Origin of the sequence: Spirosoma endophyticum (assembly GCF_900112365.1) — a bacterium.
GTDB lineage: Bacteria > Bacteroidota > Bacteroidia > Cytophagales > Spirosomataceae > Spirosoma > Spirosoma endophyticum.
On the sequence record NZ_FOLQ01000021.1, the window covers coordinates 24,741 to 48,043 of the forward strand.

Below are 23,303 nucleotides of genomic sequence, written 5' to 3' on the forward strand. Positions count from 1 at the left end.
CAATATAATATATCGATTTATTTACAGATGTTCTATTAATTATTACATTAGATCGTTCTTATTTTACAAACTCATCTTACTAAACTTTTCAACCATGAACAAACTTGCATTACTCATGCTTAGCCTTATCACTCTATCTCTAGGAGGCTGCAGGCAAAACGATCAAGAGGCTACCCCTGATTTGGCTACTTCCTTAGTCGGGCAGTTTAAAGCTACCTATCTGATTGCCGATCCAACTACTCAGCAAAGCTCGTCAAGCGGGTCGCTCTCACTGGTTCAATTAGAGCGCAAGAACAACAACACGCTGGCTGTTAAGGTTAAAATCGATGATGGCGCTGTTCAGGTAAATGACCGCTTTGACGCAGTGGTTACGCCAACAAATTTAGAGGGGGATGGCTTACTCATTCCTGATCTTCGCAGTCGATACAACCTCACCGCTTCTAATTTAAATGGAAAAGGATCAGGGGTAAGTAGTCTAAACCTCTATCAGGATGGTAAGATCCGTGGCGGTCTTAGCTATGTGAATTCATTAGGCCAAATAATAAGCTTGGCCTTTGTTCTATAGCTTTAAATAAACCATGAAAAGTACAAGTCGTGACCATTCTAAAGGATGGTCGCGACTTGTACTTTTTCTATTCTCGTATGCTACTGATTGAGTTGGACAGATATTAAAATCACCGAAATAAGCCTTCGTATTGCACATTTCCGTACCTCACTTTCTTATACGGATACCAGCGAAGTTTCGGTTTTCGCTTACGTTGATGCATCTGATGAGGGCCGGGCCGCCGGTGCGGTTAAATAGTTCAATGACGCATGCGGACGGACTGTGTTATAGGCATTGATGGCCCGTTCTACGGCTTCTTCTGCTGATGAAAAAGAAGAAAACCCACGAGCCAGTTTACAATCGTCCGCTCCGGCGGCCCGGTTTTAATGAACGAAGAACCCGCTCTGCCATCGCATTCTCATTTGGATCACCGGACTCAGTCATACTACTAGTGGCGTTGGCTTGCCGTAAACGCTGAACATAGGTCCACGAGCAATATTGCACACCTCGATCTGACCGGGTCGCCGGAGCGATGATGGATCAAAGGCTGGCTAATGTCTTTACGAGCTGACAAAGCCATCTTCAAGGCATTCAGCGCCCCTTGAGCATGCATAGTCTTCTGAAGTGACCAGCCTACTATTTTGCGAGAGAAAGCGTCCATAATTACATATAGGTAGGCAAAATTGGCTCCTACAGGAATGTACGTCAAATCGCTGACCGCACCGGCGGCCCGGCCACAATTCATTGATTCTAGTTGGTTTCAAATCTTTTGCCTTGTTGGGATACTTATAATGCGGATGGTTCGAGTCCGTCGTTGCCACCTTACTAGCCTTCTTTTTAGCCAACATGCCGTGCTCCTTCAAAAGCAGATGCAACCGATCTCGGCCCAGCTTTATTCGGTGCCTCAGCAAGAAAATCTTTAGTTCACTGTGCAACTTGTGGGTGCCCATACCCGGCACTTCACGACGTATTCGTCTGACCTCCTGCAAGATAGCATCAGTTTGAAAACTCGTTCTCTCTTGTCGCCGGGTAGCCGCGTACCAGGCTTGACGCACTCTGCCCGCACGGGCGGCCCCGAAACAGCTTACAAATCAACTCCATGCCCACTAAGGGATAGCGACGAGTTAATTTTTCGGCCGCCTGGCCGCACCGGCGGACCGGCCAGGCTTTTTTATGATAGGGATATTAAACCGCGCGGGCGGCCCCGTGTTCTTCCGCAATTTGAATAACGGTCTGATAAGCTTCCGTTTGCAGACGTAAAAACTGGTTCTCCTTTTCCATTTCGGCCAGTTTCTTCTCTAACATTTTGACATAATCAGCATCTCGTTTCATGGCTTTACGACCGCTGGTACTGTCGTGAAAAGCAAGTTTTGCGTTAGGATTTTTTCAATATCTTTGAATTACCCAAAGGACAATCCCACTACAGTAGATTGATCCTGCGTAGTCCCGCTAGTCGGGACTATTTTTTTGCCTATCCTTGATTGACTCATGAAGTATGAAGGATTGTAATCCACTTCATGACGCCATACAGCATATGCTAGTAGTAGTAGCTTCTTTTGAACCGCTACATAAGCTTTCATTTTATAATTGGTTCGTTGATATACCCGTTCGAACAAGGCCTGACAGGTTGGCTCCCCGAAGCGAACAGCGTTGAAAGCAGGTAAGTGAAGGATACGCCGGATACGGCTATTTCCCTTCTTAGAGATACGCGTTTTGCCTGAACGATTGCCCGATTGATTTTCTATTACATCATAGCCTGCGTAACTTACTAACTGACGCTGGTTAGTAAACCCTTCAAAACCATTGGTCTCGGCGATCAATACCGCTACTGATAGTAAAGCTAGTCCCTTAATAGCGATGAGCCGCTTTACTTGTAAATGAAGAACTTCATCGTCCTTAATTAATTGTTGGATTGCTCGTTCCAAGGCTTCGAGTTGTTGGTCATAAACGGCTAGCAGCTTCGTATTCTGCTTAACTAGAAAGTCATCCCCTAAGGCACTGTAATCCAAGGCATGCTGCTGATTACGACATTGAGTCTTCAACTCCTGAAAACGTTGGTGTTGACGTGTGAGCATACGTAAACTGTAAATGTTCTTGGACAAGGGCTTCCACAAAGTAAGTTGCTGCTCCAGGCCCATTCGGGCCAGGCCTTGGGCATCAATCTTGTCATTTTTCGACTTGTAGCCTAAGCTCTTTAGATAGTGTTTTGCCTTATTGGGAAGCAAAATACTTACTGCTTGGTCATGCTGATAAAGAAACCAAGCAACGGCCTCATGGTAAACCCCCGTCGATTCCATCACATAGCGTAGCGGTAAATCATCAAGTTTGCGATGGCGAGTTACCCATTGTACCAACTGGCCAAAAGTAGTTACCTTGTTAGCCACTTTTGTAGAACCCTTAACGACCACTCGACCATCAGCATCTATTACCGAAAGGCATACCTGTAATGAATCCTTGCTGATGTCCAGACCAACACAATAGCGTAGCAGTTGCATAGAAAAGGGGATAAAAGGGTGAATAAGTTGGTTGACCGACCGCCCTTTCCCGCCTTTGCACATGGATGCCAGATCATGGCCAATGGCCACGTCTATGGGTACTGTTGGAGCTACAGGGAAAAGACAAGCTAGCCAGAGCAACCAGCGGGACAGTATCGTTTACACGTACTAACGGCGGAACTCAGGGTGCTGGCTAGCTTTGTCAGACCTTACCCAAAAATTGCACTTTTTTGGATGAAATCAACTGAAAACAAAGATATGAACGGCGGACCGTGATGTTTGGGTAGTTTTGCAGAATCGTACATAATTCGTCATTTGGGGTGCATTTGCAGAATCGTACGGCAGCGGCCGACCGTCGCCCGGCGGCCCGGATATATCCTCACCGGCTACTCCCGATAGGTATGATAGTAGCTTCTGTGCGAATGGTTACGTCAATACAGGTCTCAACGAGTTAGTCCTCATCACTGGGTCGCTTCAAGTTTAGCTTATCGGACCGATGGTATAAATCGACGTGTTTCGCCTGGATTGATTGAATGCTCCAAATTTGGTCATAGGGTAGCAGAATCTGGCTGCTCTGGCTAAGATCATGACGATTCAGCCGCACATCGCAAACCAGTCCCTGGTTAGTCAGCACGGCATGGAATGTTGTGTCGGCATTGAGCCGAACGCGGCCCGGCCAGATTTAAGCAATGTACCGCACGGGCGGCCCCGCACCGTTCGCCAAACCGCTCAGGGGTTTGGTGATCATAGTAGTTAGCGGAGACAACGTAGTGGTTATCAGGATTAACTAAACCGTCTATCACTTCTCTAAGTGCCGATACTAAATCGGGTTCTATCGCATCGGTGGACCGTGGTTCAGTCGTCATTTTCGAATCGTTTTTCAAAGGTTACGTGTGTGGTAGGCAATTTCCCGGATTCCTGCTTTTCTTTGGACAAGCTGGCCAGTACTTCACAATTCTGACGGTTCGGCATAGGTCGGCACACCGACTGTGTAGTATTCAATGGGATATCGCATTATTAACTATAACTAGCTTGGAGCCAACCAAACGACCAGGTTTTCACCCGTTTGGTTGGCTCCTTTCGTTGGATTTTAGTCTACAGCTACTGGGTGATAAGTACCAATTATTTCTCCTGTTTGAATCCAGGTCAGGTTCGCCAGCCTTTCTGTCCACTCAATTAACTGTAGTCGATGAACAGACTGCATTTCGGGATCACCATGTTTTTCCATATCAGTGTGAATCTCGATTTCCTGTTTTGCCTGTTGAATTGATGCTTCCAGTCTTGATTGTATATTGCTCATACTTAATGTTTTTAGGGTAAAATTAGGTAATAAAGGGCCTCTTTGCAGAATCGTACTGCCCGGCGGCCACCGTGGCGCGACCCGGATAAATCCTCATCTTGTAATTGATGATCGTTCAATCTGCTTACGATACCGTTTGACACTCGACATGCTAATCCCCGTCAGGCTTACTGTTTCCGCAACGGATAAGCCTCGCTCAACGGCCTTTTTCACTTTAGCGAATTTCTCCATATTGAGTCCTTTTGGTCGGCCAATATGTTTGCCCTTAGCAGCAGCCAGTAACTGGCCAGCACGTGTTTTCTCCAAAAGACTCTCTCGATCGTATTCAGCTAGAGCGGAAAATATTTGGAGGACAAGCTTACCCGCCGGTGTTGCGCTATCCACACCCAGATCCAGGGCTCGGAATTGAACCTCTTGTTTTGTAAAATGGCCAAGGAGTGAAATCAGATGATCCCGACTCCTACCCAGACGGAAGAAGCGGGCGACGACAACCGTGTCACCGGGACGAAGTTGAGATAGTAGCTCGTCTAAGGCAGGTCGTTTGGTGCTTATACCGGTGATTCTATCCTGGAAGATCTGATCACATCCTATTTTCTGAAGGGCCTCAAGCTGGGTATCCAAATTCTGATCCGCTGATGAAACGCGGGCATAGCCAAATAGTTTATTCATCGTTCGATTAGAATAGACGGGTAACCTTGTTCATCAAAGACACGCTGGATAAGAGAGCCCCTGCTCGATTTTGCTCAGGGTGTCATAAGGCATTGATTGAGGGCTATAGTAAGGAGGAATTTGACGGATTATTTCGGCCGAGTCTAGACTTGGTAACAGTCTGAGATTGCACGAACTCCTTACCGGTTAATTCGTTAAGCTCATAAATAAATAAAACGGGCCCAATTTCATCTTCAAAATATTCGGTGTCCAACCGTAGCCACACACGCCAATCAGGCACTTGAAGATGAGAAATCGCACCCACGGATACATGTTCGGCAGGCCTGCGCTGGTGCAAATCAGCATATTTCTTAACCAGTTGTGGTATTTGGTTAATCAGGTCGGCTTGTACCTTGGCTTGTACCTCGATTGGCAACCGACCAAATGTAAGCCGGGCTTCAGCAGCCCATTCTGTGTCAAAGGATGGCATCATAGCTAAACAATAGTAGGGTAAATTATGGTATCGACTCACCGAGATTTTTGAGACCTTACTTGGCTACGCAAAGGCTTCTTCCTGAAGATAGCTTAGTACATTCTCTAACGTCGACGTATAGAGTAATTCCCATTCATAGAACATTCGACCTTGATCGCCCTGATCATAAATGAGGCCATCTAGTGTGACACCGTTGACTAAAAAGCCTTCGATCGTAATCCAGTTATCTAACAAATAGGCTTCATCCATAACCATCCCAAACTGGTCTAAAACGTGATTCGTGAATGCGGTTTGGATCTGCTGGACTAAACGGAGATGACTTAGTGTATTCATAAATAAAGAATTTATAAAGTTAAAGACAAGGAATACAGGGCTTACCTAGCCTCTTTGTCTGTATGGTCAATAAGCTGCTTGAGTAAGTCTTTAGGCTCAGCTAACGAGAGAATATAATCACCCCAATTGGCCGAATTGCCAAATCGCCGGTCGAACTCAGTCGGTAAGCTTTCTAGCTCGACTCCCGCTGCTACCTGTCGATTAATACCATGATTTTCAAAAAATAAAATCAACCGATGCAGTTGACCGGCCAGGACTGGGGCCTGAGCCATCAGGGCAAATCGGCCATCTCGCTCACATTCCCATAGATACGCCTTATCCTCATAATGGAGCAGGTCCCATTGATGCAGTAAGTAGATTTGGCGATAGTGGGGCAGGTTCAAATAAAACCGGCCAAACGCTTTTTCTTTACTATACCAATGATCGCGAAAATGCTGCCGTAATCGCTTCTCCTCCCCAGCCTGATCAGACTTTGCGACGCAGGCTAACTCAGCAAAGCCATCCTCCAGAGGCATTTGCTCTAAACGGCGGTAGTTCCGAATAAAATGGAGAACGGCCTCTAAATTAATATCGTCAATCATTAGAATGGTGGGTAAGTAAGGATCATGTAGTGTGAACGAAAAAGCTTTTGACTACCTAGAAGAAGCACTTGATTTTAGTACCTACTCAACAGCCTTGTAACAGACTGACTGCTAGTTAGCCCCTTAGGATAAAAATTAGGTCAAGAAGTTGGGTTCATAAATATAAAAGTTAAAAAGTTTCTGGTCCTACTTTTTGACCCTTATTTTTAGTGGTCATGGCAGCAACATCACAGCCGTACGCTAGGACCAGAAAGGTATACCTTTTTGACCCGTCTATCTTCCTTCATTTTATAGCTTCCATATATGGCACGTCGTGACTACCTATCCACCGAGGATCGAACGCGCTTTGATTCTCCTCCGCAACTTGATAGCACCCAGCGACTTATTTTTGCTGATCTGCCGGCCTGGGCGGAAGACTACCTGGCCGAGATTCATACGCCTACTAACAAGGTAGGCTTCGTCCTGCAACTAGGTTACTTCCGGGTGGTCACCCGCTTCTTTATACCCGACCGGTTTCCATCGGTTGATGTAAACTGGGTAAGTCAGCATCTGCAGCTTGCCCAGGGAGCTATTCAGTTGAGCGAGTACACGCATAACCGGACACTCTACCGCCATCGTGCCATCATCCTGACTCAATTGGGCTACGCGGCCTTTGACCACGCCTACCGGCTCGAGTTGGCCCGGGAAGCACGTCGACTCACGCACTTACAGACCCGGCCCGGGCTGATCCTGGATGCCCTGGTCAGCTACCTGCGGGAACGACGAGTAGAAACGCCCCCCTACAATACGCTGCGGGAGATCACGACCGAAGCACTCGATGACTTTGATGTACATTTGCAGACCCTCATTGAGCAACACCTTGACCCCGGCGACCGGGCGATATTGGACGCGCTGCTGGACAATACGACCACGCCGGAACGTGCCGGACGCTATCCGCTGACCCACCTCAAGCGTATTAGCCAGTCCATGCGGCCTAAAGACATAACCGAGCGGGTTGCGTTATTCCAGCAGTTGAAGACCCTCTTTATACCCGTAGCCCCCCTCATCGCCCGGCTGGACCTGGCTGATGAGACCATTCAATATTATGCGCAATACGTATTAGACAACCGCAGTACCCTGGTGGCCGACCGCACCCATGAGCGGTACCTTCGCCTGCTGGCCTTCATTATTCATCAATACATGAGTGTGGGAGATGCGCTGATCCTGACGCTAAAAAAGGCTGTCGTGCTGGTATTCAACGACGTCGAGCAGAAGCTCAAGGAGCAGTATTACCAAAGCCGTCATGTCACAGCCAGCTTGGTGGGCCAGGTGAGTCGACGCGCTGACATCCACATTGACGTGCTGACTCAGATCGAGACCATCGTCGACCAGCCGGAACTGAATGACGAGCAGAAGGTCGCTCAAATCCGGGAATCCCTGGCCCGCAAGCGAATTACCGCTGAAGGGTTACTCACCGATAAACGGCGGGTTGGAGAACTAACAACCATCAACCAGCCAATTCAGGAACGCAGTGATTATTATGTGGCCCTGGAGAAAGCATCGGTCCGCCTGCAGCTTCGGGTATCCGCTATTATTCAGGTCCTGGCGTTCGATCCGGATACATCGAATGTCCCTTTATGGAACGCCCTGCTTTATTTCCAGGAACGGGCCGGGGATATTACTACCTCCCCGGCTGTGCCCGTAAATTTTCTGGACATGCTTGAGCGGCAACAGGTCTTCACCGAAACGGGACGCCTACGGGTATCACTCTACAAAGTCTTTCTGTTTCGGGCGGTTCGGGATGCCCTGCGCGACGGCTCGCTGACGGTGTTATCCTCGTATGAACACCGTTCGGTAGAAGAATATCAAATTCCCCTGACTCAGTGGCAGCAACACCGGCAGGCATATTTGCAACGGGCTAACCTAACCCACTACCAGCAGGCTGCCCCCACGCTACTAGCCCTTAACCAGCGACTCAACCAGCAATTTGCGGCTACGAATGCCGGAATTGCCCGCAACATTCAGGTTTATTTTGATGCACACGGGGGCTGGCACCTGCACCGCTATCGGGCTGGAGACCGGGAAGACAACCCGGCGGTCCATCTGCTCTATCCGGCCAGCCGGGTCATCTCCCTGCGCGATGTACTCCTGCAGGTCGAAACACTCACGGGCTTTCTAAGTAGATTTCAGCATCAGGGGCTGCCCCACAAACCAAGCCGGCCTGAAACCCCGCTGTTGCTGGCCGCCCTGATTGGGTATGGCGAAAATATTGGTATCCGCAAAATGGCTCTGATTTCGCGTCGTATCTCCGCTCACGCCTTAGAAACGGTGGCCACCCAATACTTTTCACCTGAAATGACGCAGGAAGCCAGTGATTGCATTGTTGCCCGAAGTAATGCGCTGCCCCTGACCGATTTATTCCGTCGACAGGAGAACGTTATTCATACGGGTAGTGACGGGCAAAAGTATGATGTATCGGCTCCCTCTTTACGCGCTGCGGCTTCGTTCAAATATCACGGCAACGGTGAAGGCATGACTGTCTATTCCGGTCTGGATGAGGCTGGGCAGCTAATTTATTCAACTGTCTTTAATTCGGCCGAACGAGAGTCACCCTATGTATTGGATGTGATCCTGCACAACAAAGTGATCCAGAGCGATGCCCACGCGACGGATATGCACGGCTTTTCAGAAGTAAATTTTGCGATCACCGGACTGGTCGACGTTGAGTTACGCCCGCGCTTTGTGACGATCCACCGGCAACGACTTTATAGCATCGATTCGGTCGCCACCTATGCTGAGTACGGATATAAAATTGTGCCTGATGCCCGTATCGATCTGGAACACCTGATTGAGCAGTGGGATAACATCCTGCGCTTAGTGACAACCATTAAACTGGGCTACACGCAGGCATCCACCATTCTCAAGCGGCTTAACTCCTACGCCCGTCAGCACCCCCTCTATAGAGCCCTGAAGGATTTAGGTCGACTCTACAAGACAGACTATATTCTACGCTATGTGGATGATCCTGAGTTACGGGCTCATGTTGAGGGTATGTTGACAAAGGTGGAACACAGCAACAAGTTCAGCAGTGCCGTGACGCTGGGCAATAACCAGGCGTTTGGGTGGCAAACGCAGCGGGAGCAGGAGATAGCGACCGGCAGTAAAATGGTATTGATGAATGCAATCAATTTCTACAACCTGCTGTATTTGTCGGAAAAGTTGCGCCAATGTCCGACGAAAGAGGAGCGGGACGAATTACTGAAAACGATACTACAGTCCTCGACACATACCTGGCACCACATCAACCTGGGCGGGGAGTATGACTTTTCGGACCCGACCGTTATAGAGACTACTTTTGATCTGGAGGCACTGTTGAATTTCTCCCTTACCAGGCCGGTTCGCCCCTCTCGTTCAACCAAGTGACGAATTATGTACGATTCTGCAAAACTACCCATGTTTAGGATATAACAGGGGAAGTAAGCGGTAGCGAAAGTAATTGCGGTTAAGACGGCGCAGTTCCGTCCTGGAGATGCCCAAGGTTTCTTCCAGCTCGGAGGCCTGGACTCGTTCAGCCCGATAGGCTTCGACGACCTTCCATCGGAATAGGTGTCGAGTTTTCTTTTTCTTATAACCTACTAAATCATTAAGATACGTATTCATACTGGATTTTGACTAAAGTTTCCAGTAGCATACGCCCCTCCGTGTAACACATCCGCTCACCACTATAACATTCGTCTTAGCCCTTAAAAAAAGGGAAGTTTTCGCTTTGCGGATGGGTAAGGCCTGCCGTCATCTGGCTCACGATTCGCTATAATGTTACAATGGTGAGAGGATGTGTTACAATGGTGAGAGCTTGATGCTCAGGCTTTTGCCACCTTTGTCCCCAGTCAACTCAATCTACGCTTACTGTATGAAAACATTATTTTACCTAGTCAGCCAGGCCCTCAAAAGCCTACTGGTTCTTGTTTTACTTAGTGCACTGGGTAGACCAACCCAGGCTCAAAACTCGGGGTCGGTGACGACTACCCAGAGCTTTTCCTACACCGGCCAGATCGTCAGTTGGACCGTACCAACAGGAGTGACATCGTTAACCATCGAAGCCCGGGGAGCGGAGGGGGGATTTGGTGATCGCCAGTTTGGGGGTGACTTCATTATTTACCCGGCTGGCAAAGGTGCCCTTATTCGGGGGACGGTTGCCGTGAGTGGCGGGCAAACACTTAAAATATTGGTCGGTCAGAAAAGTCCAAATCGCAACGGGGGTGGCGGTGGATCGTTTATCACCACGAATACGAATGCCCCTCTAATCATTGCCGGTGGTGGTGGTGGCAGTGGGACGGATAGTGATCTGGCCACCAAAGATGGTCAGTCAAGTAGGCCAGGAGGAGCTAACGGAGGAAATGATGGGAATGGAGGACCAGCGATCGCTGGCGCTAGCGCCGGTGGAGGGGGTTTACTAACTGATGGCAGTAACAGTAATTTTCCCAACGGCCCTAATGAACAATCCCGGGGCGGTAAAGCCTTTGTTAACGGTGGAGCGGGTTCATCCAACAACGATAGCTTTGGACTAGGCGGTTTTGGTGGCGGTGGCAGTGGAACCGGTACCGCTGCTGGTGGCGGGGGTGGTGGCTATTCCGGTGGCGGTGGGAACAAAGGTCCCGGTGGTGGGGGCGGCTCGTTCAACGGCGGCACCAACCAGACCAACACGGTAGGAGCTAACTCAGGTAATGGCTTAGTAAATATTACTTATACCACCCCACCCCAGCCCATCCGCTACGTCAAACAGGGTGGCACGGGGGATGGCACCTCGTGGACCAATGCCAGTGGGGACTTGCAGGCCATGATCAACGCCGACCAGGTGCAGCAGGTCTGGGTGGCCGGGGGGGCCTACTACCCGGGGACTTCGCGCGGCTCATCTTTCTCTCTCAAAAGCGGGGTAGCCGTTTACGGAGGGTTTAACAGCACCAATCCCGAGAGTAGTACAGCTAGTCGCTCCTCGATCAATCCGGTGCTGGGTACCCCCTCTTCCACTACGCTCTCGGGCGATATTGGCACTAAAGGGGTTAACACTGACAATAGCTATATCATTCTTACCAATAATAACGTCGCCAGCACGGCTAGGTTGGATGGGTTTGTTATCAGTGGAGCCTATAACGCAAACAATAATTTCTTCGACATCTCGGGAGCGGGGGTAGTGAATTCAGGAGGTGGGCCCAGCTTTGTGAACTGTCAAATCAGTCAGAATACCATAACGCCTAATACGCTAGCAGCCGGGGCGGGTATGACTAATCTCCAGAGTAATCCAACCCTACTTACCTGTGTAATCAGTGGGAACATGGCAAATGGTACGAGTGGAGGCGGCATCTATAACAATACCTGTAGTCCTACCATAACGAGTTGTATTATCGCTAGTAACACCGCTACTGGGGGAGGCGGTGGTATGTATAACGTGGACTCAAACTCAGGTGCAACCTCACCGGTGCTGACCAACTGCCTATTGATTCAGAATGTAGGAGGTTCGCAAGGGGGTGCTTCATACGATGATCGTAGCAGTCCTCGCTATCTTAACTGCACGTTTGCCGGTAACCGGGCCAACTCGGGAGCTGCTATTCAGAACGGGGGCTCGCCCTCGCTGACTAACTGCATTATTTGGGATAATCAAGGTAGTGCTGCATTGGGAGGTTCAACCGTAACGGCAAACTATTGCCTGGTCGAATCAGCCGAGATAGACTATTCGGGTACGGGCAATATAAAGGCGACGTCCTCACCTTTCACCATGGGCAGTTACCTGCTTTCAGGATGTTCAGTGGCACTTAACGCGGGTAATAATGCTGCCTATACGTCAACTCAAGGGCCCGGTACTGATCTGGCTGGTAATTCGCGTTTTTATCAGGGTGGAGTCATCGATATCGGGGCCTACGAGTATCAGGGCAATCCGACGCCATACGCAGCCATCACCAGCCGGCCCCCCAGCGCCAGCAGCGTGACGGTGGGGGCCATCGTGAGCGTGCCCGTCAGCGTAACGGGCAGTGTGAGCCAATACCAGTGGTACAAAGACAACCTCAACACCCCTGTTGGGGGGCAAACCACGGCCACCCTGAATCTGATCAACGTGCAGCCCAGTGACGCAGGCTCGTATTCGGTGGTGGTGACGGGCAGTTGCAACAGCGTGACCTCGACGGCTTTCAGTCTGAGCGTGAGTGCCCCCACCCAGCCCATCCGCTACGTCAGGCAGGGGGGCAGTGGTACAGGCGACGGTACGTCGTGGGCCAATGCCAGCGGGGATTTACAGAGCCAGGTCAACATCGCCGGAGCCCAGCAGGTCTGGGTGGCGGGGGGGACCTACCAACCGGCCAGCGGGGGTAGCTTTGCCATGAAAAACGGGGTGGCCATCTACGGGGGCTTTTCCCGCACCAGCACCGCCAGCCGCCCCTCGGTCAACCCCGTCCCGGGTCCCGGCGGGGCCTCTCAGCCCTCCTCCACCACCCTGCTGGGCAACGGTAACAGTGTCATCCGGAACCCCCAGGGCCTGACCAGCGGGGCGGTGCTGGACGGCTTTGTCATTCAGGGGGGGAGGGTCACGGATGGTTCTGGCGGGGGGATGTACAATTATAACAGCAGTCCCCGCCTGACCAACCTGGTCTTCATCAACAACTCGGCGGCGGCTGGCGGGGGGATCTACAATGAGTTCGGGAGCAAACCTAGTCTAACCAACTGTGTGTTTAGCGCCAACTCGGCTACCTCTGGCGGAGGGCTGTTTAATCTTACCGGCAGCCAGGCTGAGTTAATCGATTGTGTTATTAGTAGCAACTTGGCGGTGAGTGGCGCAGGCATTTATAACGCTTTTCAAGCCGGTTGCCGCCTGGACAATTGTAAGCTGGTCGGTAATGTAGCGACGCAGGACGGCGGAGGAATTTACACGATTACGAATGGGAGCCTGGTCACCTTGTCAAGCTGTACCCTGAGTGGCAATGCGGCCGTTAATGGGGGTGGGGTTTACAACGATTCAGGCGTTCCAACACTGATCAACTGTCTAATTGAGGACAATAAAGCCACCGGGCAGGGGGGTGGGATCTATTTTACTCAAATGGCCAACTACGGCAGCTTAACGAATTGCCTGCTCCGGGGTAACTCAGCCCAGCAGGGGGGCGCTATGTACAACCGGCTTGCCAGTCCTACCCTAACCAATTGCACGATCAGTGATAACACGGCTAGTCAGGGGGGAGCCCTGTATAACACGTATTTCAGTCCTACGCTCACGAGCAGTATTGTCTGGCATAACCATGCCGGCACGGGGGTTGAGAATACCTTTGTCAATACAGACGGTAGTACAATCCTAACCCGATATTGCCTGATTGAATCCGGCGTAACCAGTTATTCCGCCGGGGAGGGTACTATCATGGCGGTCAGCTCTCCCTTTGCCAGTGATACAGATTACCGATTAGCTATGGCTTCCCAGGCCATCGATGCGGGTGACCCCAGCAGCACCACGGCTACCAGCGGAGCCACGGATCTGGAAAATAACCCCCGCATTGCCAATACGCGCATTGACATTGGCGCCTACGAGTACCAGGGACCCTTCTGCCAACCTGTGGTTATTACCCAGCAACCGACCAGCGGCTTGTCGGTTTGCGTGGGCAGTAGCGTCACGGCGATGATTTCGGTGAGTGGTACCAGCCCCACCTACCAATGGTACAAAGATGGTACGTCCCTGGGCTCAGCCCAGCAATCGGCTACACTCACTCTAACCCATGTGCAGCCTAGCCAGGCGGGAGCTTATATGGCCGTCGTGACGGGCAGTTGCAACAGCGTGACCAGCACGGCCTTCTCGCTGACGGTCAATTCGCTGCCCGCGGCTACCCTGACGGCCAGCCCCTCGACGGTCCTGAGTTGCGCCCAGACCAGCCTGACGCTGACGGCCGGGGGCGGCACCAGTTTCGCTTTCAGCGGACCGGCTATTGCCAGTCAAGCTAATAACCAGGCGGTAGTGAATGCGCCCGGCACGTACTCGGTGACGGTCACCAACGCTGGCTGCACCAGCACCACCGCCATCGCCATCAGCCAGGACACCACCGTACCCGTGGCTACGCTGATGAGTAGTGGACCGCTGAGTTGCGCCGTTACGTCGGTGACGCTGACGGCTTCAGGTGGTACAAGCTACAGCTTCGCCAATGGCAGTGGTCCGTTGGGCACCCCCGGCCCAACCAACATGCTAGTGGTTAGTAGCGCGGGGACGTATTCGGTGACAGTCGCCAACGCCAGTGGGTGTGTCAGCAGTACCAGCACGACCGTCACCAGCAATACCGCGACAGTGTCGGTGACCAATCCGGCCACCACGAATGCCACCCAGGGCACGAGCTTTAACCAAACCTTTACGGCCAGCGGAGGGATAGCACCCCGCAGTTTCAGTCTGGCAAGTGGCAGCTTGCCTGCGGGGCTGAGCTTATCAACAGCGGGCGTTTTATCGGGCACCCCCACTCAGAGTGGTAGCTTCTCCCTCACGGTCCAGGCCACCGATGCCAACGGCTGTTCGGGGGTGAGTGCGAGCTATAGCCTGACGGTGCTGGGCGGTCAGCTGACCGTGATAGCCCCTGATTACAACTGTGCCAGTGGGGTTATCTCCTTCCATACCACGGGGGGCGACGGATCCCCCATTGAGTACTTTGCCACGGGCATCACCCCCTGGACGAGCAACCCCACCCAGCGAATCGAAACCGAACTGCGGGCCGATCCCAAGAAGATTCAGCTGTTGGCCCGTCAGAACGGCCTTACGGTGAGCTACTTATTCGATCTGCCGGCCTACTGCGCGGGCCTGCCCACCCCCCCTCAGTCCTCGACCAACCCCGCCCCGATCGTTAGCCAGGGCATTGGTGCGCAGGTGGCAGTGGAACGGGAGCCCTACCGCTTCACCATCCCGGCGGGTACCTTCACCGACCCCCAGGGAGAGCCTCTGACTTACTACGCACTGGCCTTGCCGGCGGGTCTTAGCCTACAAGGCAATGAGATTAGCGGCACGCCCACCACCCAGGGGCGGGCGGTGGTGACTCTGATTGCGGTGGACCCTTCGGGGCAGACGGCCAATACCAGCTTCTGGTTCACGGTGGGTTCCCCCGTGTCGGATGTAACGCCTGTGCTGACGACGCTACCGGCGCTGCAGTACGGAAGGACGCCTTTCAGTTTGGTCGTGGATGTGTTTGAGTTGAATGGCGTCGGCACAGGTGGGGCCGTGACGCTTTACCTGGCCAAAGATCCGCAGGTGGTGCTGAGCTTCGATGGCGCCTCCATGGTGATTGGAGGGAAACCGGTACAAAACAGGAACTGGAGTTTTGACGGGACCTCCAACAACGACTTCTACATCCTGACTTGCGGTGGGGGGGTGAGTGGGGGTGGTAAGCAATCGGTGGGCCTGAATGGAATCAGCACCCCGGGAAGCACCCGGGGCCGTTTGACGCTGAGCGCGACCGTGTCGCTCGGGAATAGGGCGGAGTTGCGGCTGACCAACAACACCGATGCGGATCAGGTGGAGTACTTCAACAAGTAAGCGAAAACAGTAACGTGACTTACAGCCACTTCCCATTGGGGAGTGGCTGTTTTTGTTTAACCCATATCGCTGCCCATTCAGTCTGCCTATACTCACTGGAGTTTCTCCGTTTCAAGCGGATTAAGTAGGCGCTACCCTAGCCTGTAGTATCAAAGTAGTATTGCCTTCCGGGATTTGTGGGTACCGGTTGCCAGTTGGTAACCTCGTTGACGGTCCTTTACTCACCCTTGAAAAAGGGATTTTGCCTCGCTTTCAAGCTATTGCAAAACCTCACTGTACAACAATCATTGTACACTAGCTTACATACGAAAAGCGTACAATGTGTGTATGTTGTACAGACAGAATCCAGTGCGTATGCTACTAACTGAAGTTGACAGTTATTAAAAACTCACTGTCTCATTAAATCCTCCCATGTGATACGAAGGAGCGATCATGTATCTGCTCCAAAGATGGGGCGTTTAAGAAGACGCTTTTACACTCGATAGTTTGGCTAGTTCGCTTTGTAACGGCATGATGTTATAGTGGCGCACTAACCCCTGAGTGACCATCAGGTTCGTCGCTTGAAAAGGCTTATTGTTAAAAATCTGTAACAGATGTTAAAAACCTTGCTTCCCATAGGTGGAAAGTAATACTTGTGCTCAATTATAGAATAACGGGCGCATGAATAAGGCTATACTCTGTCTGCTACTCCTGAGCCTATCGCTCAGAACGATTGGTCAAGACGTCATTGATAACCAGTACTCGGTCTTTCGAATCTTGGCGGGTCAAGATACCACCACCTTTATCGTGGTGGGCAACAAAGACGAGCTAAAGAAACGCAAACCGCTACTTATTTTTCGGCAAGGTTCGATGCCCATCCCCCTGTTTGGCCGTTACCAGCGAGGCACTGCCGCCATTATTTTCCCCTTTAAGGTCAAGGACTACCTCAACCAGTATCACATCGTAGCTATTGCTAAACCAGGCGTCGCCTTGATGGCCGATTCGGCGACGATGGTCCGTACGGTCGAAACACGAGATCCCCGATTTTCCTCCCAAAAGTACCTGGATCACAACTACCTTAATTTCTACGTGAATCAAACCAATCAGGTCATTGACTACTTGCTCAAACAACCCTTTATCGACAAAGCGAAAGTGGCTATTTGTGGGGGATCAGAAGGCTATCCAATCGCGATAAAAGTGGCGGCTACAAACCGTAACGTCACTCACCTCATTGGATTCTCCGGTTTGTTAGAGGGCAGATGGCAGGCGCAACTTAGGGAAACCCGTGAGCGGGCAAACCTGGGGGAGTATACCCAACAACAAGCCCAGGAAGCCATCGAACGTATGTATGGATACTGGCGTGAGGTGTTGAAAAACCCTACGTCTACAAAGTCAGAAGGCGGGGATACACCGTATGCAACCTATTCATTTTCAACGAGTAGAAACTTGGAGCACTTACTAAGCTTACGTATACCCATCTACATTTGCTATGGTACAGCTGACTTATCATCCAGTCTCAATGACCTGCTACCCATTGAGTTCGCTAGTCGAGGCAAAACGAATTTGACCCTAAAGCCCTATCTGGATTATGATCATACCTTTTTCCTACTCGTGCGTGACGATAAAGGGAAAGTGATTGATAAGGTCTATAAAGGCGACGAGGTAGCCCAAGACTATATGAACTGGTTGAAAAACCGGTAAGATTTAACCATACGGCCTAATGAAAACGAGTCTCTTTGTTTGGATAATTCTTTGCTGGTGTACCAACATAGCCCCTTGCCAAATAACATACGCTACGCCAGATACAGCTTATATTCAAGCGGTCGAAAAGGCTCTTGATTATTTGCAAAAAGGGCAATGTCAGCCGTGCTTGACTGCTTACAAGAAGGCGTTCCTGATCGCGCAAAGAAGTGCCCTCAGCACCATGCGAGCCGCTCTTTGTGCCTATCAGTGTGGGCAGTCTGAATTGGCAAAAACATACATTCAGCAAGCGGTTACTATTGATTACAGCATTGCTGAGGAGACTTGGATCGACTATCAGTCCGCTCCGGAATTTAACCTTGTCCGTTCTTCGTCCATGAAGGCGTTGGTGCAGGAGGTGTTTGCCCAGAAAGATGCCCAACTCGGCATCAACCCGTCCTTAAAAAGCCAGCTACAGGCGATTTATACCACGGACCAGCAACCTCGCTCTCGGGTCGATTCCGTGATGCGCGTTTACGGTCAGAACTCTCTACAATGGCGACAACTTTGGCAGGGCATACACCAAGTGGATTCCATTAATTTGGGGAAGGTTGAACAACTCATTCAGCAATACGGCTATCCCGGCAAGAGTTTGGTTGGGGCTAAATTGGGAAACACGGCTTGGCTGATTATCCAGCACTCTCCTGTTGTCATTCAAGAGAAGTATTTACCCATTCTTCAACGAGCGGCTGACCAGGGTGAAATGCAAAAAACAAATATGGCGCTGTTGATAGATCGCATTCGGGTGTATAAAGGGCAGAAACAGTTGTACGGTACCCAAGTAAAAATGGAGTCAACGGGTCAGAAATCCTTTGATGCGATTGAAGACGAGAAGAATGTGAATAAACGCCGGGCAGAGGTGGGCTTAGGCCCCTTAGAAGAGTACGCCAAACAATTTGGTTTTGAATATAAGCTCCCCAGCAACTAGCTAGTCAATAAATATTCTCATAAATCGCTCATTTATCTATTTCATGACGTCAGAAACAAGTAGCTAAGCTGGCTGTTTGCCTTCAGTTGATGACCCCAAAGGCTAAGCACTTTGGGGTAAACTTAACCTAATTGACTTATCTATGAAGCAACTACCCTTTGGCTTGCTCCTTCTTTTTTCGCTTTTAACGACAGGACTATTCGCTCAGCAAAAAAATAACTGGATTTATCTGTTTGATGGAAAATCAACCCAAGCCCTGCGTGGCTATCAAATGAGTTCGTTTCCGACTCAAGCCTGGAAAATTGAAGAGGGTGCTCTTGTCGCCCAAACGGGTGTACCCAATATTGACTTGGTGACCAAGGAAAACTATAAGAATTTTGAACTAATGCTCGACTGGAAAATGTCGGTAGCAGGTAATAGTGGGGTATTTTATTACATTGATGAGATAGCCAATAAAGCGGTTGATAATGGCAATAGTCCTAATTGGCTGGACAACTTTGAAATGCAGTTACTGGACGACATAAACTTTAATGACAAAGCACCTATTCGTTCCGCCGGTTCGCTTTATGATCTGATTACCCCCTCTCATAAAGTGTTGAAACCCGTAGGCGAGTACAATCAGTCTCGACTCCTTGTGCAGGCTAATCATGTAGAACACTGGTTAAATGGGGCTAAAGTAGTGGAGTATGAGATTGGATCGTCTGCCTTGAATCAGTTAATCAGCCAAAGTAAATACAAAGACAATCCTCGATTTGCCAAGTCTACCAATGGCCTACTTATGTTTCAGCATCACGGCCAGAAGGTTTGGCTAAAAAACATCAAAGTCAGACGCTTGGACTGACGTATGTTACGAATTGGACCCCAGTGGCGAGTGTCAGCCGCTGCTGGCCACTTGAGCGTTATCTATACATATCATCTCCTAATACCCTCATATTAGCGCCGCTCATCGGTTGCCTTAGTGCGTTTAAAAAACCACCAGCCGAGCCAGCCCACCAGGCCCTCTACGAAACAAAGTATGAACCATAGCGGGAGATTGGATCGATTGCCAAAGCTGATCGACGTGAAAAAAATTACTAGACCCAACCCCGCCCAGTAATGCGGATGACCTAGTTGATCCGCCCGCCAGTGTACAGACAGGGACGTATCTTGATTGGGCCTTAGCAGGGGGCTTAATTTGGGATAGTCCCATCCCAACAGGCCTAAGTTGGCTAGCACCATCAGACCGGTGATCAGGGGCGTGCCATGAAAGTTCATCGACAGGGTAATTAGGAAGATATTAAGACTAATGGGTAAGAAGGCTACCGCCCCCAGCGTGCTCCAGCGCTGAGTGACTAACAAGAAGCCCGCCACCAGTTGCCCCCATCCCAAGAATTGCCACCACAGTCCTGTTCGATATAAAGTTTCAAAAAAGACATCCAGGGTCATGCCCGTTGGGGGGATTTGCATCGATCCGACTTGGATAAAGCGCTCGCCCATGGCTTTACCCAAACCTGAAAAGGCATAGGCCCCGCCAATAAGATACCGTAGGTAAATGACAAACAGGGAAAGGCCTGTTTTCTTTCTCAGCGAATCGATCCAAGTCATTGGTAATATACTGTGTTAACTAAAACAGAAAAATACCGCCAACATACTCAGATACTGTCAATCTCTTAAAAGGCTCCCAAGTGAGACAAAGAAACGTTCATGTGTCTGCTTCAAAAACGGGGCTTTTTCTGAACGATAAAAAACAAAAGTGTGTGTTGGTAAATTTCTCATAATCAGTACAATGCGCTAAAAGACTGCTCCATCTTCGCTTCCAATTGGAAACGAAGATGGAGCGGAAAAAGCCTTACTACTTCCTGTGAAAAACGAGCCGATCGGTCCCTACTGTTTCACTCTTTCCAGGAAACGTTGATAGCTATACATAAATAGACTGGGTAAAAATCCAAAACAGAAGATAACTACCCCTGCAACACTTAAGTAGGGTGCCCAGTAGAAAATAAACTCTGAACCCATCGGGTAATTGGAGAAACAAATGCCTAGTATCAGTAGGCAAATAGCTATATAGCCAGTGGTAAATATGAGCTTAAGCATGTTGGTCTTCGATTTTAGGGTTAAATAATAGAGTGTATCGGCCTGGATCTGTTGGATCACTTCGGGAGGAAACGTTGTTTCAATAAAGGCTTTGGCAGTAGCCAAATCTAGTTCATCCGATTCTTGTTCCAGCAGGGTGCAAATATGATCGAGAACATCGGCCCGTACTTCCCTGGTGGTAAGGCCATGTTGGGCTAGATACGAATGAATTTGTTGGATGTCATCGGGGGTTAGTTTCATGGGATCGTGCTGGGGAGAGGGGTGATGACCGATTGAAGCAACTCAACAAAGTTCTTTAATTCCTCGAGGGCGGCTTTCACACTAGCCTTTCCCGGTTCCGTGATGGAATAGTATTTCCGCTCCCGCTCCCCCAAGAAAACCGACCTACAGCTTAAGATGCCTTCGGCTTTCAAGCTGTGTAAAATCGGATAGAGCGATCCTTCCCGGACAAGGATCTGCCCTCCGGTCACTTCCTTCAACGTTTGGACAATCTGGTAGCCGTACATTTCCTCTTTATCGGAAAGAATTTTAAGGATTAGGGGCTTGAGGGTGCCTTTGAGCAATTCTTTGGAGTACATAACGAATCAGTAAAATTACTGGCAGTAAATATACATCGTAATTCGATGCATTGCTATCCAATGTATCATTTTTCTGCTTTATTATTGAGAAATACAAATGACGTAGAGATTACAAGCTAAGTCCATAGGATGGGACATTAGGACAAAATACCAAGTATTGATAAAGGCTGATTTGCAAACAGCCACTCGGAGTAATTAATACTACTATATACAATCTCAATAAATGCTCATTTAAGAGAAGTAGAAGCATTCATGTATCTGTGCCATTAATAGGGCGTTTAAAGAAACTGTACAGTAAGGCCATGTATCCGGCAACAGCGGGTAAACCTAAAAAAGGGGAAGGCAATGGCTGACCACCAAATTCCCAGTCTGCCTTCGCCCTCACTGGAACCCATAACTCGTCTGTCATAAAAAGACAAATTCAGTAAAAGCACCTTAATTAGCTGTATAACAGAACTCCAGTTATGTATAACTTTTCCTCTAGGTAAACATAAAGCCAGTGGCTGTTGCAAAAGTCGGTACAGCCCAGAATAGAGTGCTGCTTTCGACCAGTTTTTGCCACTTATTAAGATCTTGTAGCCATCCAAGTAATGCTTTTTTTATTCAGCGCTGACTTTTGCAACAGCCACGTGTGTTATAAAACGAGTCGTATACTACTAACTAAGAAGCTGGTTAAATTTTTTTGTACATGTAAAATCGCAAGTTTAAATAGCTTCAGTAAAAAGCCTGATTACAACTCTTTCCTGCTGGCAACGGTCTGTTTAGAAACGAGCGCCTTAACTAAATTACACATGAAAAAAAATTTATGTCTGATCGGACTTGTATCGGCTAGTATTGCCAGTTATGGTCAACGTATCGAATCTTCGATACAGGTGGGTTCGGGTTTATTTTCATACCGGGGACCAAACTCGGTTAATGAAACGGGACTGAACGCCAATGGCAACTCTTTCATCAGTAATCCCTATGGTCGTGCCAGCGGGGCCAGTTACAGCTTGTCCGGGCAAATTCAATCGGTAACGAAATGTAAGCTGATTTATGGAATTCAGGTAGGCTATGAACAACTAACCAGCCGCGTTGCCATAACGAAAATAATCGGAGATTTTTCAAATAGCCCAACTAATGGACGCGGTAGTCTTCAGAATCAATATGTCAATCTGAGTCCATTCGTGGGAAAGCGATTTGGTGACGCACGGTTTTCTGTAGATGCAACACTTGGTTTAGACGCTGCTATTGGGTTACGTAGCCGGGAATCCTGGATGCTGGATACATACAATTCATCTTTTCAAACACCGGCAGCGCCAAGCCAGCGAATACCCGATGTAGATTTTCGGCCGCGCCTGAACCTGACGGGCTATTACAAGGCGTTCGGGTTAAGTGCGGGTTACTCTTACGGCTTATCGAATTATTTAGCTAATCGCTACACGGATGCAAAAGTTTACTCTCAATTCTGGCGGGCTGGTGTCGTATATAGAATAAAAAAATAGAGTCGATTGCTTATTTGGACTTCAGGCTAATAGGCTGTTTACTACGTTGTTCTGGGTGAAATTACTAAGATTGACAGATATTAAAGCATAGTCTCATGAAAAGCTCCTATCTGAGACGAAACTGATTTGGCTGTCCATAACTGAGCATTCATATAATGGGTTCAACAGGAGTTGGGACACTAGCCTTCAAACTTCTTAAGGGCTTCTGGTGTCACTGGCGTAAAAAAGTTCACCAGATTGCCATCTGGATCTCGGAACAGCAAGGAACGATTACCCCATGGCATGGTAGTCGGCTTCTGAATGATCAGGTCACCTAAAATGTCGACTAATTTTTGATAAGTAATCCTCGCTTATTGGTTTGCATTAAAAGCACTGAAGTTGATGCTTAACTTTCCACCCACATTCGTCAAACAGCGATTCAGGGCATAGGCTAAATCATCATTAGTCAAATAATCCTCGGGCCTCAACCACCCCCCTTTCAGATGTCGCCATAAGGTTTCGGCAAGGTTGAGATGGGGACAGTAGACAGGCAGGAAAAACAAATATAGCCCTCTGGCTTCCCAAATCGGCCGCATCATTTGGATGTAGCCCGCTGTGTGAATCCGGGCAT

General features: G+C 49.5%; 25 protein-coding genes. 7 read left to right on the forward strand and 18 right to left on the reverse strand.

Annotation, left to right across the window (positions count from 1 at the left end; all coding sequences use genetic code 11):
• Positions 1 to 94 precede the first annotated feature (94 nt).
• Positions 95 to 565 carry a hypothetical protein gene (locus tag BM202_RS29765; RefSeq protein WP_093833107.1) on the forward strand — a complete coding sequence of 157 codons (471 nt, stop codon included), beginning with the start codon at positions 95 to 97 and terminating at the stop codon, positions 563 to 565.
• Between the two features lie 188 nt (positions 566 to 753).
• Here the strand turns inward: BM202_RS29765 and BM202_RS39135 are convergent, their stop codons facing one another.
• The 12 genes from BM202_RS39135 to BM202_RS29805 all read right to left on the reverse strand — a co-directional run bounded on the left by BM202_RS39135 (position 754) and on the right by BM202_RS29805 (position 6,394).
• Entirely contained in the window at positions 754 to 897 is a 144-nt protein-coding gene (locus BM202_RS39135; protein ID WP_093833222.1) for an integrase core domain-containing protein, read from the reverse strand.
• A 95-nt stretch (positions 898 to 992) separates the two neighbouring features.
• On the reverse strand, positions 993 to 1,289 hold the full coding sequence (locus BM202_RS39140) for a DDE-type integrase/transposase/recombinase (RefSeq protein ID WP_093833109.1): 297 nt from the start codon (positions 1,287 to 1,289) through the stop codon (positions 993 to 995).
• Between the two features lie 440 nt (positions 1,290 to 1,729).
• Positions 1,730 to 1,876: a hypothetical protein gene (locus BM202_RS37500; protein ID WP_177236730.1), complete on the reverse strand. Its 147-nt coding sequence runs from the start codon at positions 1,874 to 1,876 to the stop codon at positions 1,730 to 1,732.
• 68 nt (positions 1,877 to 1,944) lie between these two features.
• Positions 1,945 to 3,039, reverse strand: coding sequence for an IS110 family RNA-guided transposase (locus tag BM202_RS29780; RefSeq protein ID WP_093833111.1), 1,095 nt, complete (start codon positions 3,037 to 3,039; stop codon positions 1,945 to 1,947).
• A gap of 451 nt (positions 3,040 to 3,490) precedes the next feature.
• Positions 3,491 to 3,673 (reverse strand): hypothetical protein, encoded by a 183-nt coding sequence (locus BM202_RS37505; protein WP_177236731.1) that lies wholly within the window; start codon positions 3,671 to 3,673, stop codon positions 3,491 to 3,493.
• Positions 3,663 to 3,905 carry a hypothetical protein gene (locus BM202_RS36825; protein WP_143100789.1) on the reverse strand — a complete coding sequence of 81 codons (243 nt, stop codon included), beginning with the start codon at positions 3,903 to 3,905 and terminating at the stop codon, positions 3,663 to 3,665. Before BM202_RS36825 ends, BM202_RS37505 begins: the two co-directional genes overlap by 11 nt.
• Positions 3,895 to 4,041: a hypothetical protein gene (locus tag BM202_RS37510; protein WP_177236732.1), complete on the reverse strand. Its 147-nt coding sequence runs from the start codon at positions 4,039 to 4,041 to the stop codon at positions 3,895 to 3,897. Before BM202_RS37510 ends, BM202_RS36825 begins: the two co-directional genes overlap by 11 nt.
• An 88-nt stretch (positions 4,042 to 4,129) precedes the next feature.
• Positions 4,130 to 4,339, reverse strand: a complete 210-nt coding sequence (locus tag BM202_RS29785) for a hypothetical protein (protein WP_093833113.1) — start codon at positions 4,337 to 4,339, stop codon at positions 4,130 to 4,132.
• 93 nt (positions 4,340 to 4,432) lie between these two features.
• Complete coding sequence (locus BM202_RS29790) at positions 4,433 to 5,008, reverse strand: recombinase family protein (protein WP_093833115.1); 576 nt, start codon at positions 5,006 to 5,008, stop codon at positions 4,433 to 4,435.
• A 103-nt stretch (positions 5,009 to 5,111) separates the two neighbouring features.
• Positions 5,112 to 5,480, reverse strand: coding sequence for a hypothetical protein (locus BM202_RS29795; protein ID WP_093833117.1), 369 nt, complete (start codon positions 5,478 to 5,480; stop codon positions 5,112 to 5,114).
• Between the two features lie 63 nt (positions 5,481 to 5,543).
• On the reverse strand, positions 5,544 to 5,813 hold the full coding sequence (locus BM202_RS29800) for a hypothetical protein (protein ID WP_093833119.1): 270 nt from the start codon (positions 5,811 to 5,813) through the stop codon (positions 5,544 to 5,546).
• 41 nt (positions 5,814 to 5,854) lie between these two features.
• The gene (locus tag BM202_RS29805; RefSeq protein WP_093833121.1) at positions 5,855 to 6,394 is read right to left on the reverse strand and encodes a hypothetical protein; all 540 of its coding nucleotides are present in this window, start codon (positions 6,392 to 6,394) and stop codon (positions 5,855 to 5,857) included.
• Positions 6,395 to 6,697: 303 nt separating this feature from the next.
• On the opposite strand from BM202_RS29805, the gene BM202_RS29810 reads away from it, so the two are divergent.
• The gene (locus BM202_RS29810) at positions 6,698 to 9,796 is read left to right on the forward strand and encodes a Tn3 family transposase (RefSeq protein WP_093833123.1); all 3,099 of its coding nucleotides are present in this window, start codon (positions 6,698 to 6,700) and stop codon (positions 9,794 to 9,796) included.
• 24 nt (positions 9,797 to 9,820) lie between these two features.
• Here BM202_RS29810 and BM202_RS29815 read toward each other — a convergent pair whose 3' ends face one another.
• On the reverse strand, positions 9,821 to 10,033 hold the full coding sequence (locus BM202_RS29815) for a hypothetical protein (protein ID WP_177236733.1): 213 nt from the start codon (positions 10,031 to 10,033) through the stop codon (positions 9,821 to 9,823).
• 250 nt (positions 10,034 to 10,283) lie between these two features.
• Here BM202_RS29815 and BM202_RS38815 point away from each other — a divergent pair, with 250 nt between their 5' ends.
• The 4 genes from BM202_RS38815 (at position 10,284) to BM202_RS29835 (ending at position 19,399) form a co-directional block, all read left to right on the forward strand.
• Positions 10,284 to 15,911, forward strand: coding sequence for a putative Ig domain-containing protein (locus tag BM202_RS38815; RefSeq protein WP_093833125.1), 5,628 nt, complete (start codon positions 10,284 to 10,286; stop codon positions 15,909 to 15,911).
• Positions 15,912 to 16,571: 660 nt separating this feature from the next.
• A complete protein-coding gene (locus BM202_RS29825; protein WP_093833127.1) occupies positions 16,572 to 17,591 on the forward strand; it encodes an alpha/beta hydrolase in 1,020 nt (339 codons plus the stop codon).
• 19 nt (positions 17,592 to 17,610) lie between these two features.
• A complete protein-coding gene (locus tag BM202_RS29830; protein ID WP_093833129.1) occupies positions 17,611 to 18,558 on the forward strand; it encodes a DUF6624 domain-containing protein in 948 nt (315 codons plus the stop codon).
• A gap of 142 nt (positions 18,559 to 18,700) precedes the next feature.
• Entirely contained in the window at positions 18,701 to 19,399 is a 699-nt protein-coding gene (locus BM202_RS29835) for a 3-keto-disaccharide hydrolase (protein ID WP_093833131.1), read from the forward strand.
• A 92-nt stretch (positions 19,400 to 19,491) separates the two neighbouring features.
• Here the strand turns inward: BM202_RS29835 and BM202_RS29840 are convergent, their stop codons facing one another.
• The 3 genes from BM202_RS29840 to BM202_RS29850 form a co-directional block, all read right to left on the reverse strand.
• On the reverse strand, positions 19,492 to 20,142 hold the full coding sequence (locus BM202_RS29840) for a hypothetical protein (RefSeq protein WP_093833133.1): 651 nt from the start codon (positions 20,140 to 20,142) through the stop codon (positions 19,492 to 19,494).
• Positions 20,143 to 20,421: 279 nt separating this feature from the next.
• Positions 20,422 to 20,871 carry a hypothetical protein gene (locus BM202_RS29845; RefSeq protein WP_093833135.1) on the reverse strand — a complete coding sequence of 150 codons (450 nt, stop codon included), beginning with the start codon at positions 20,869 to 20,871 and terminating at the stop codon, positions 20,422 to 20,424.
• Positions 20,868 to 21,209 (reverse strand): PadR family transcriptional regulator, encoded by a 342-nt coding sequence (locus tag BM202_RS29850; protein WP_093833137.1) that lies wholly within the window; start codon positions 21,207 to 21,209, stop codon positions 20,868 to 20,870. The genes BM202_RS29845 and BM202_RS29850 overlap by 4 nt, the downstream gene beginning before the upstream one ends.
• Positions 21,210 to 22,000: 791 nt before the next feature.
• On the opposite strand from BM202_RS29850, the gene BM202_RS29855 reads away from it, so the two are divergent.
• The gene (locus tag BM202_RS29855) at positions 22,001 to 22,693 is read left to right on the forward strand and encodes a hypothetical protein (protein ID WP_093833139.1); all 693 of its coding nucleotides are present in this window, start codon (positions 22,001 to 22,003) and stop codon (positions 22,691 to 22,693) included.
• A gap of 179 nt (positions 22,694 to 22,872) precedes the next feature.
• Here BM202_RS29855 and BM202_RS39145 read toward each other — a convergent pair whose 3' ends face one another.
• Both BM202_RS39145 and BM202_RS36830 read right to left on the reverse strand, forming a co-directional pair.
• Complete coding sequence (locus BM202_RS39145) at positions 22,873 to 23,037, reverse strand: VOC family protein (protein WP_394333813.1); 165 nt, start codon at positions 23,035 to 23,037, stop codon at positions 22,873 to 22,875.
• Between the two features lie 6 nt (positions 23,038 to 23,043).
• Positions 23,044 to 23,303 (reverse strand): transposase (locus BM202_RS36830; RefSeq protein WP_218160623.1); only part of this gene is annotated, 260 nt, incomplete at its 5' end.

Excerpts from the sequence above, each read along its gene's own strand:
- BM202_RS29850 (WP_093833137.1), bottom strand. The coding sequence starts at position 21,209 with ATGTACTCCAAAGAATTGCTCAAAGGCACCCTCAAGCCCCTAATCCTT.
- BM202_RS29765 (WP_093833107.1), top strand. The coding sequence starts at position 95 with ATGAACAAACTTGCATTACTCATGCTTAGCCTTATCACTCTATCTCTA.
- BM202_RS29825 (WP_093833127.1), top strand. The coding sequence starts at position 16,572 with ATGAATAAGGCTATACTCTGTCTGCTACTCCTGAGCCTATCGCTCAGA.
- BM202_RS29845 (WP_093833135.1), bottom strand. The coding sequence starts at position 20,871 with ATGAAACTAACCCCCGATGACATCCAACAAATTCATTCGTATCTAGCC.
- BM202_RS29810 (WP_093833123.1), top strand. The coding sequence starts at position 6,698 with ATGGCACGTCGTGACTACCTATCCACCGAGGATCGAACGCGCTTTGAT.
- BM202_RS29815 (WP_177236733.1), bottom strand. The coding sequence starts at position 10,033 with ATGAATACGTATCTTAATGATTTAGTAGGTTATAAGAAAAAGAAAACT.
- BM202_RS29830 (WP_093833129.1), top strand. The coding sequence starts at position 17,611 with ATGAAAACGAGTCTCTTTGTTTGGATAATTCTTTGCTGGTGTACCAAC.
- BM202_RS38815 (WP_093833125.1), top strand. The coding sequence starts at position 10,284 with ATGAAAACATTATTTTACCTAGTCAGCCAGGCCCTCAAAAGCCTACTG.
- BM202_RS29805 (WP_093833121.1), bottom strand. The coding sequence starts at position 6,394 with ATGATTGACGATATTAATTTAGAGGCCGTTCTCCATTTTATTCGGAAC.
- BM202_RS29780 (WP_093833111.1), bottom strand. The coding sequence starts at position 3,039 with ATGCAACTGCTACGCTATTGTGTTGGTCTGGACATCAGCAAGGATTCA.
- BM202_RS29795 (WP_093833117.1), bottom strand. The coding sequence starts at position 5,480 with ATGATGCCATCCTTTGACACAGAATGGGCTGCTGAAGCCCGGCTTACA.
- BM202_RS29800 (WP_093833119.1), bottom strand. The coding sequence starts at position 5,813 with ATGAATACACTAAGTCATCTCCGTTTAGTCCAGCAGATCCAAACCGCA.
- BM202_RS39140 (WP_093833109.1), bottom strand. The coding sequence starts at position 1,289 with ATGAATTGTGGCCGGGCCGCCGGTGCGGTCAGCGATTTGACGTACATT.
- BM202_RS29790 (WP_093833115.1), bottom strand. The coding sequence starts at position 5,008 with ATGAATAAACTATTTGGCTATGCCCGCGTTTCATCAGCGGATCAGAAT.
- BM202_RS29840 (WP_093833133.1), bottom strand. The coding sequence starts at position 20,142 with ATGACTTGGATCGATTCGCTGAGAAAGAAAACAGGCCTTTCCCTGTTT.
- BM202_RS37500 (WP_177236730.1), bottom strand. The coding sequence starts at position 1,876 with ATGAAACGAGATGCTGATTATGTCAAAATGTTAGAGAAGAAACTGGCC.
- BM202_RS36825 (WP_143100789.1), bottom strand. The coding sequence starts at position 3,905 with ATGACGACTGAACCACGGTCCACCGATGCGATAGAACCCGATTTAGTA.
- BM202_RS29855 (WP_093833139.1), top strand. The coding sequence starts at position 22,001 with ATGAAAAAAAATTTATGTCTGATCGGACTTGTATCGGCTAGTATTGCC.
- BM202_RS29835 (WP_093833131.1), top strand. The coding sequence starts at position 18,701 with ATGAAGCAACTACCCTTTGGCTTGCTCCTTCTTTTTTCGCTTTTAACG.
- BM202_RS29785 (WP_093833113.1), bottom strand. The coding sequence starts at position 4,339 with ATGAGCAATATACAATCAAGACTGGAAGCATCAATTCAACAGGCAAAA.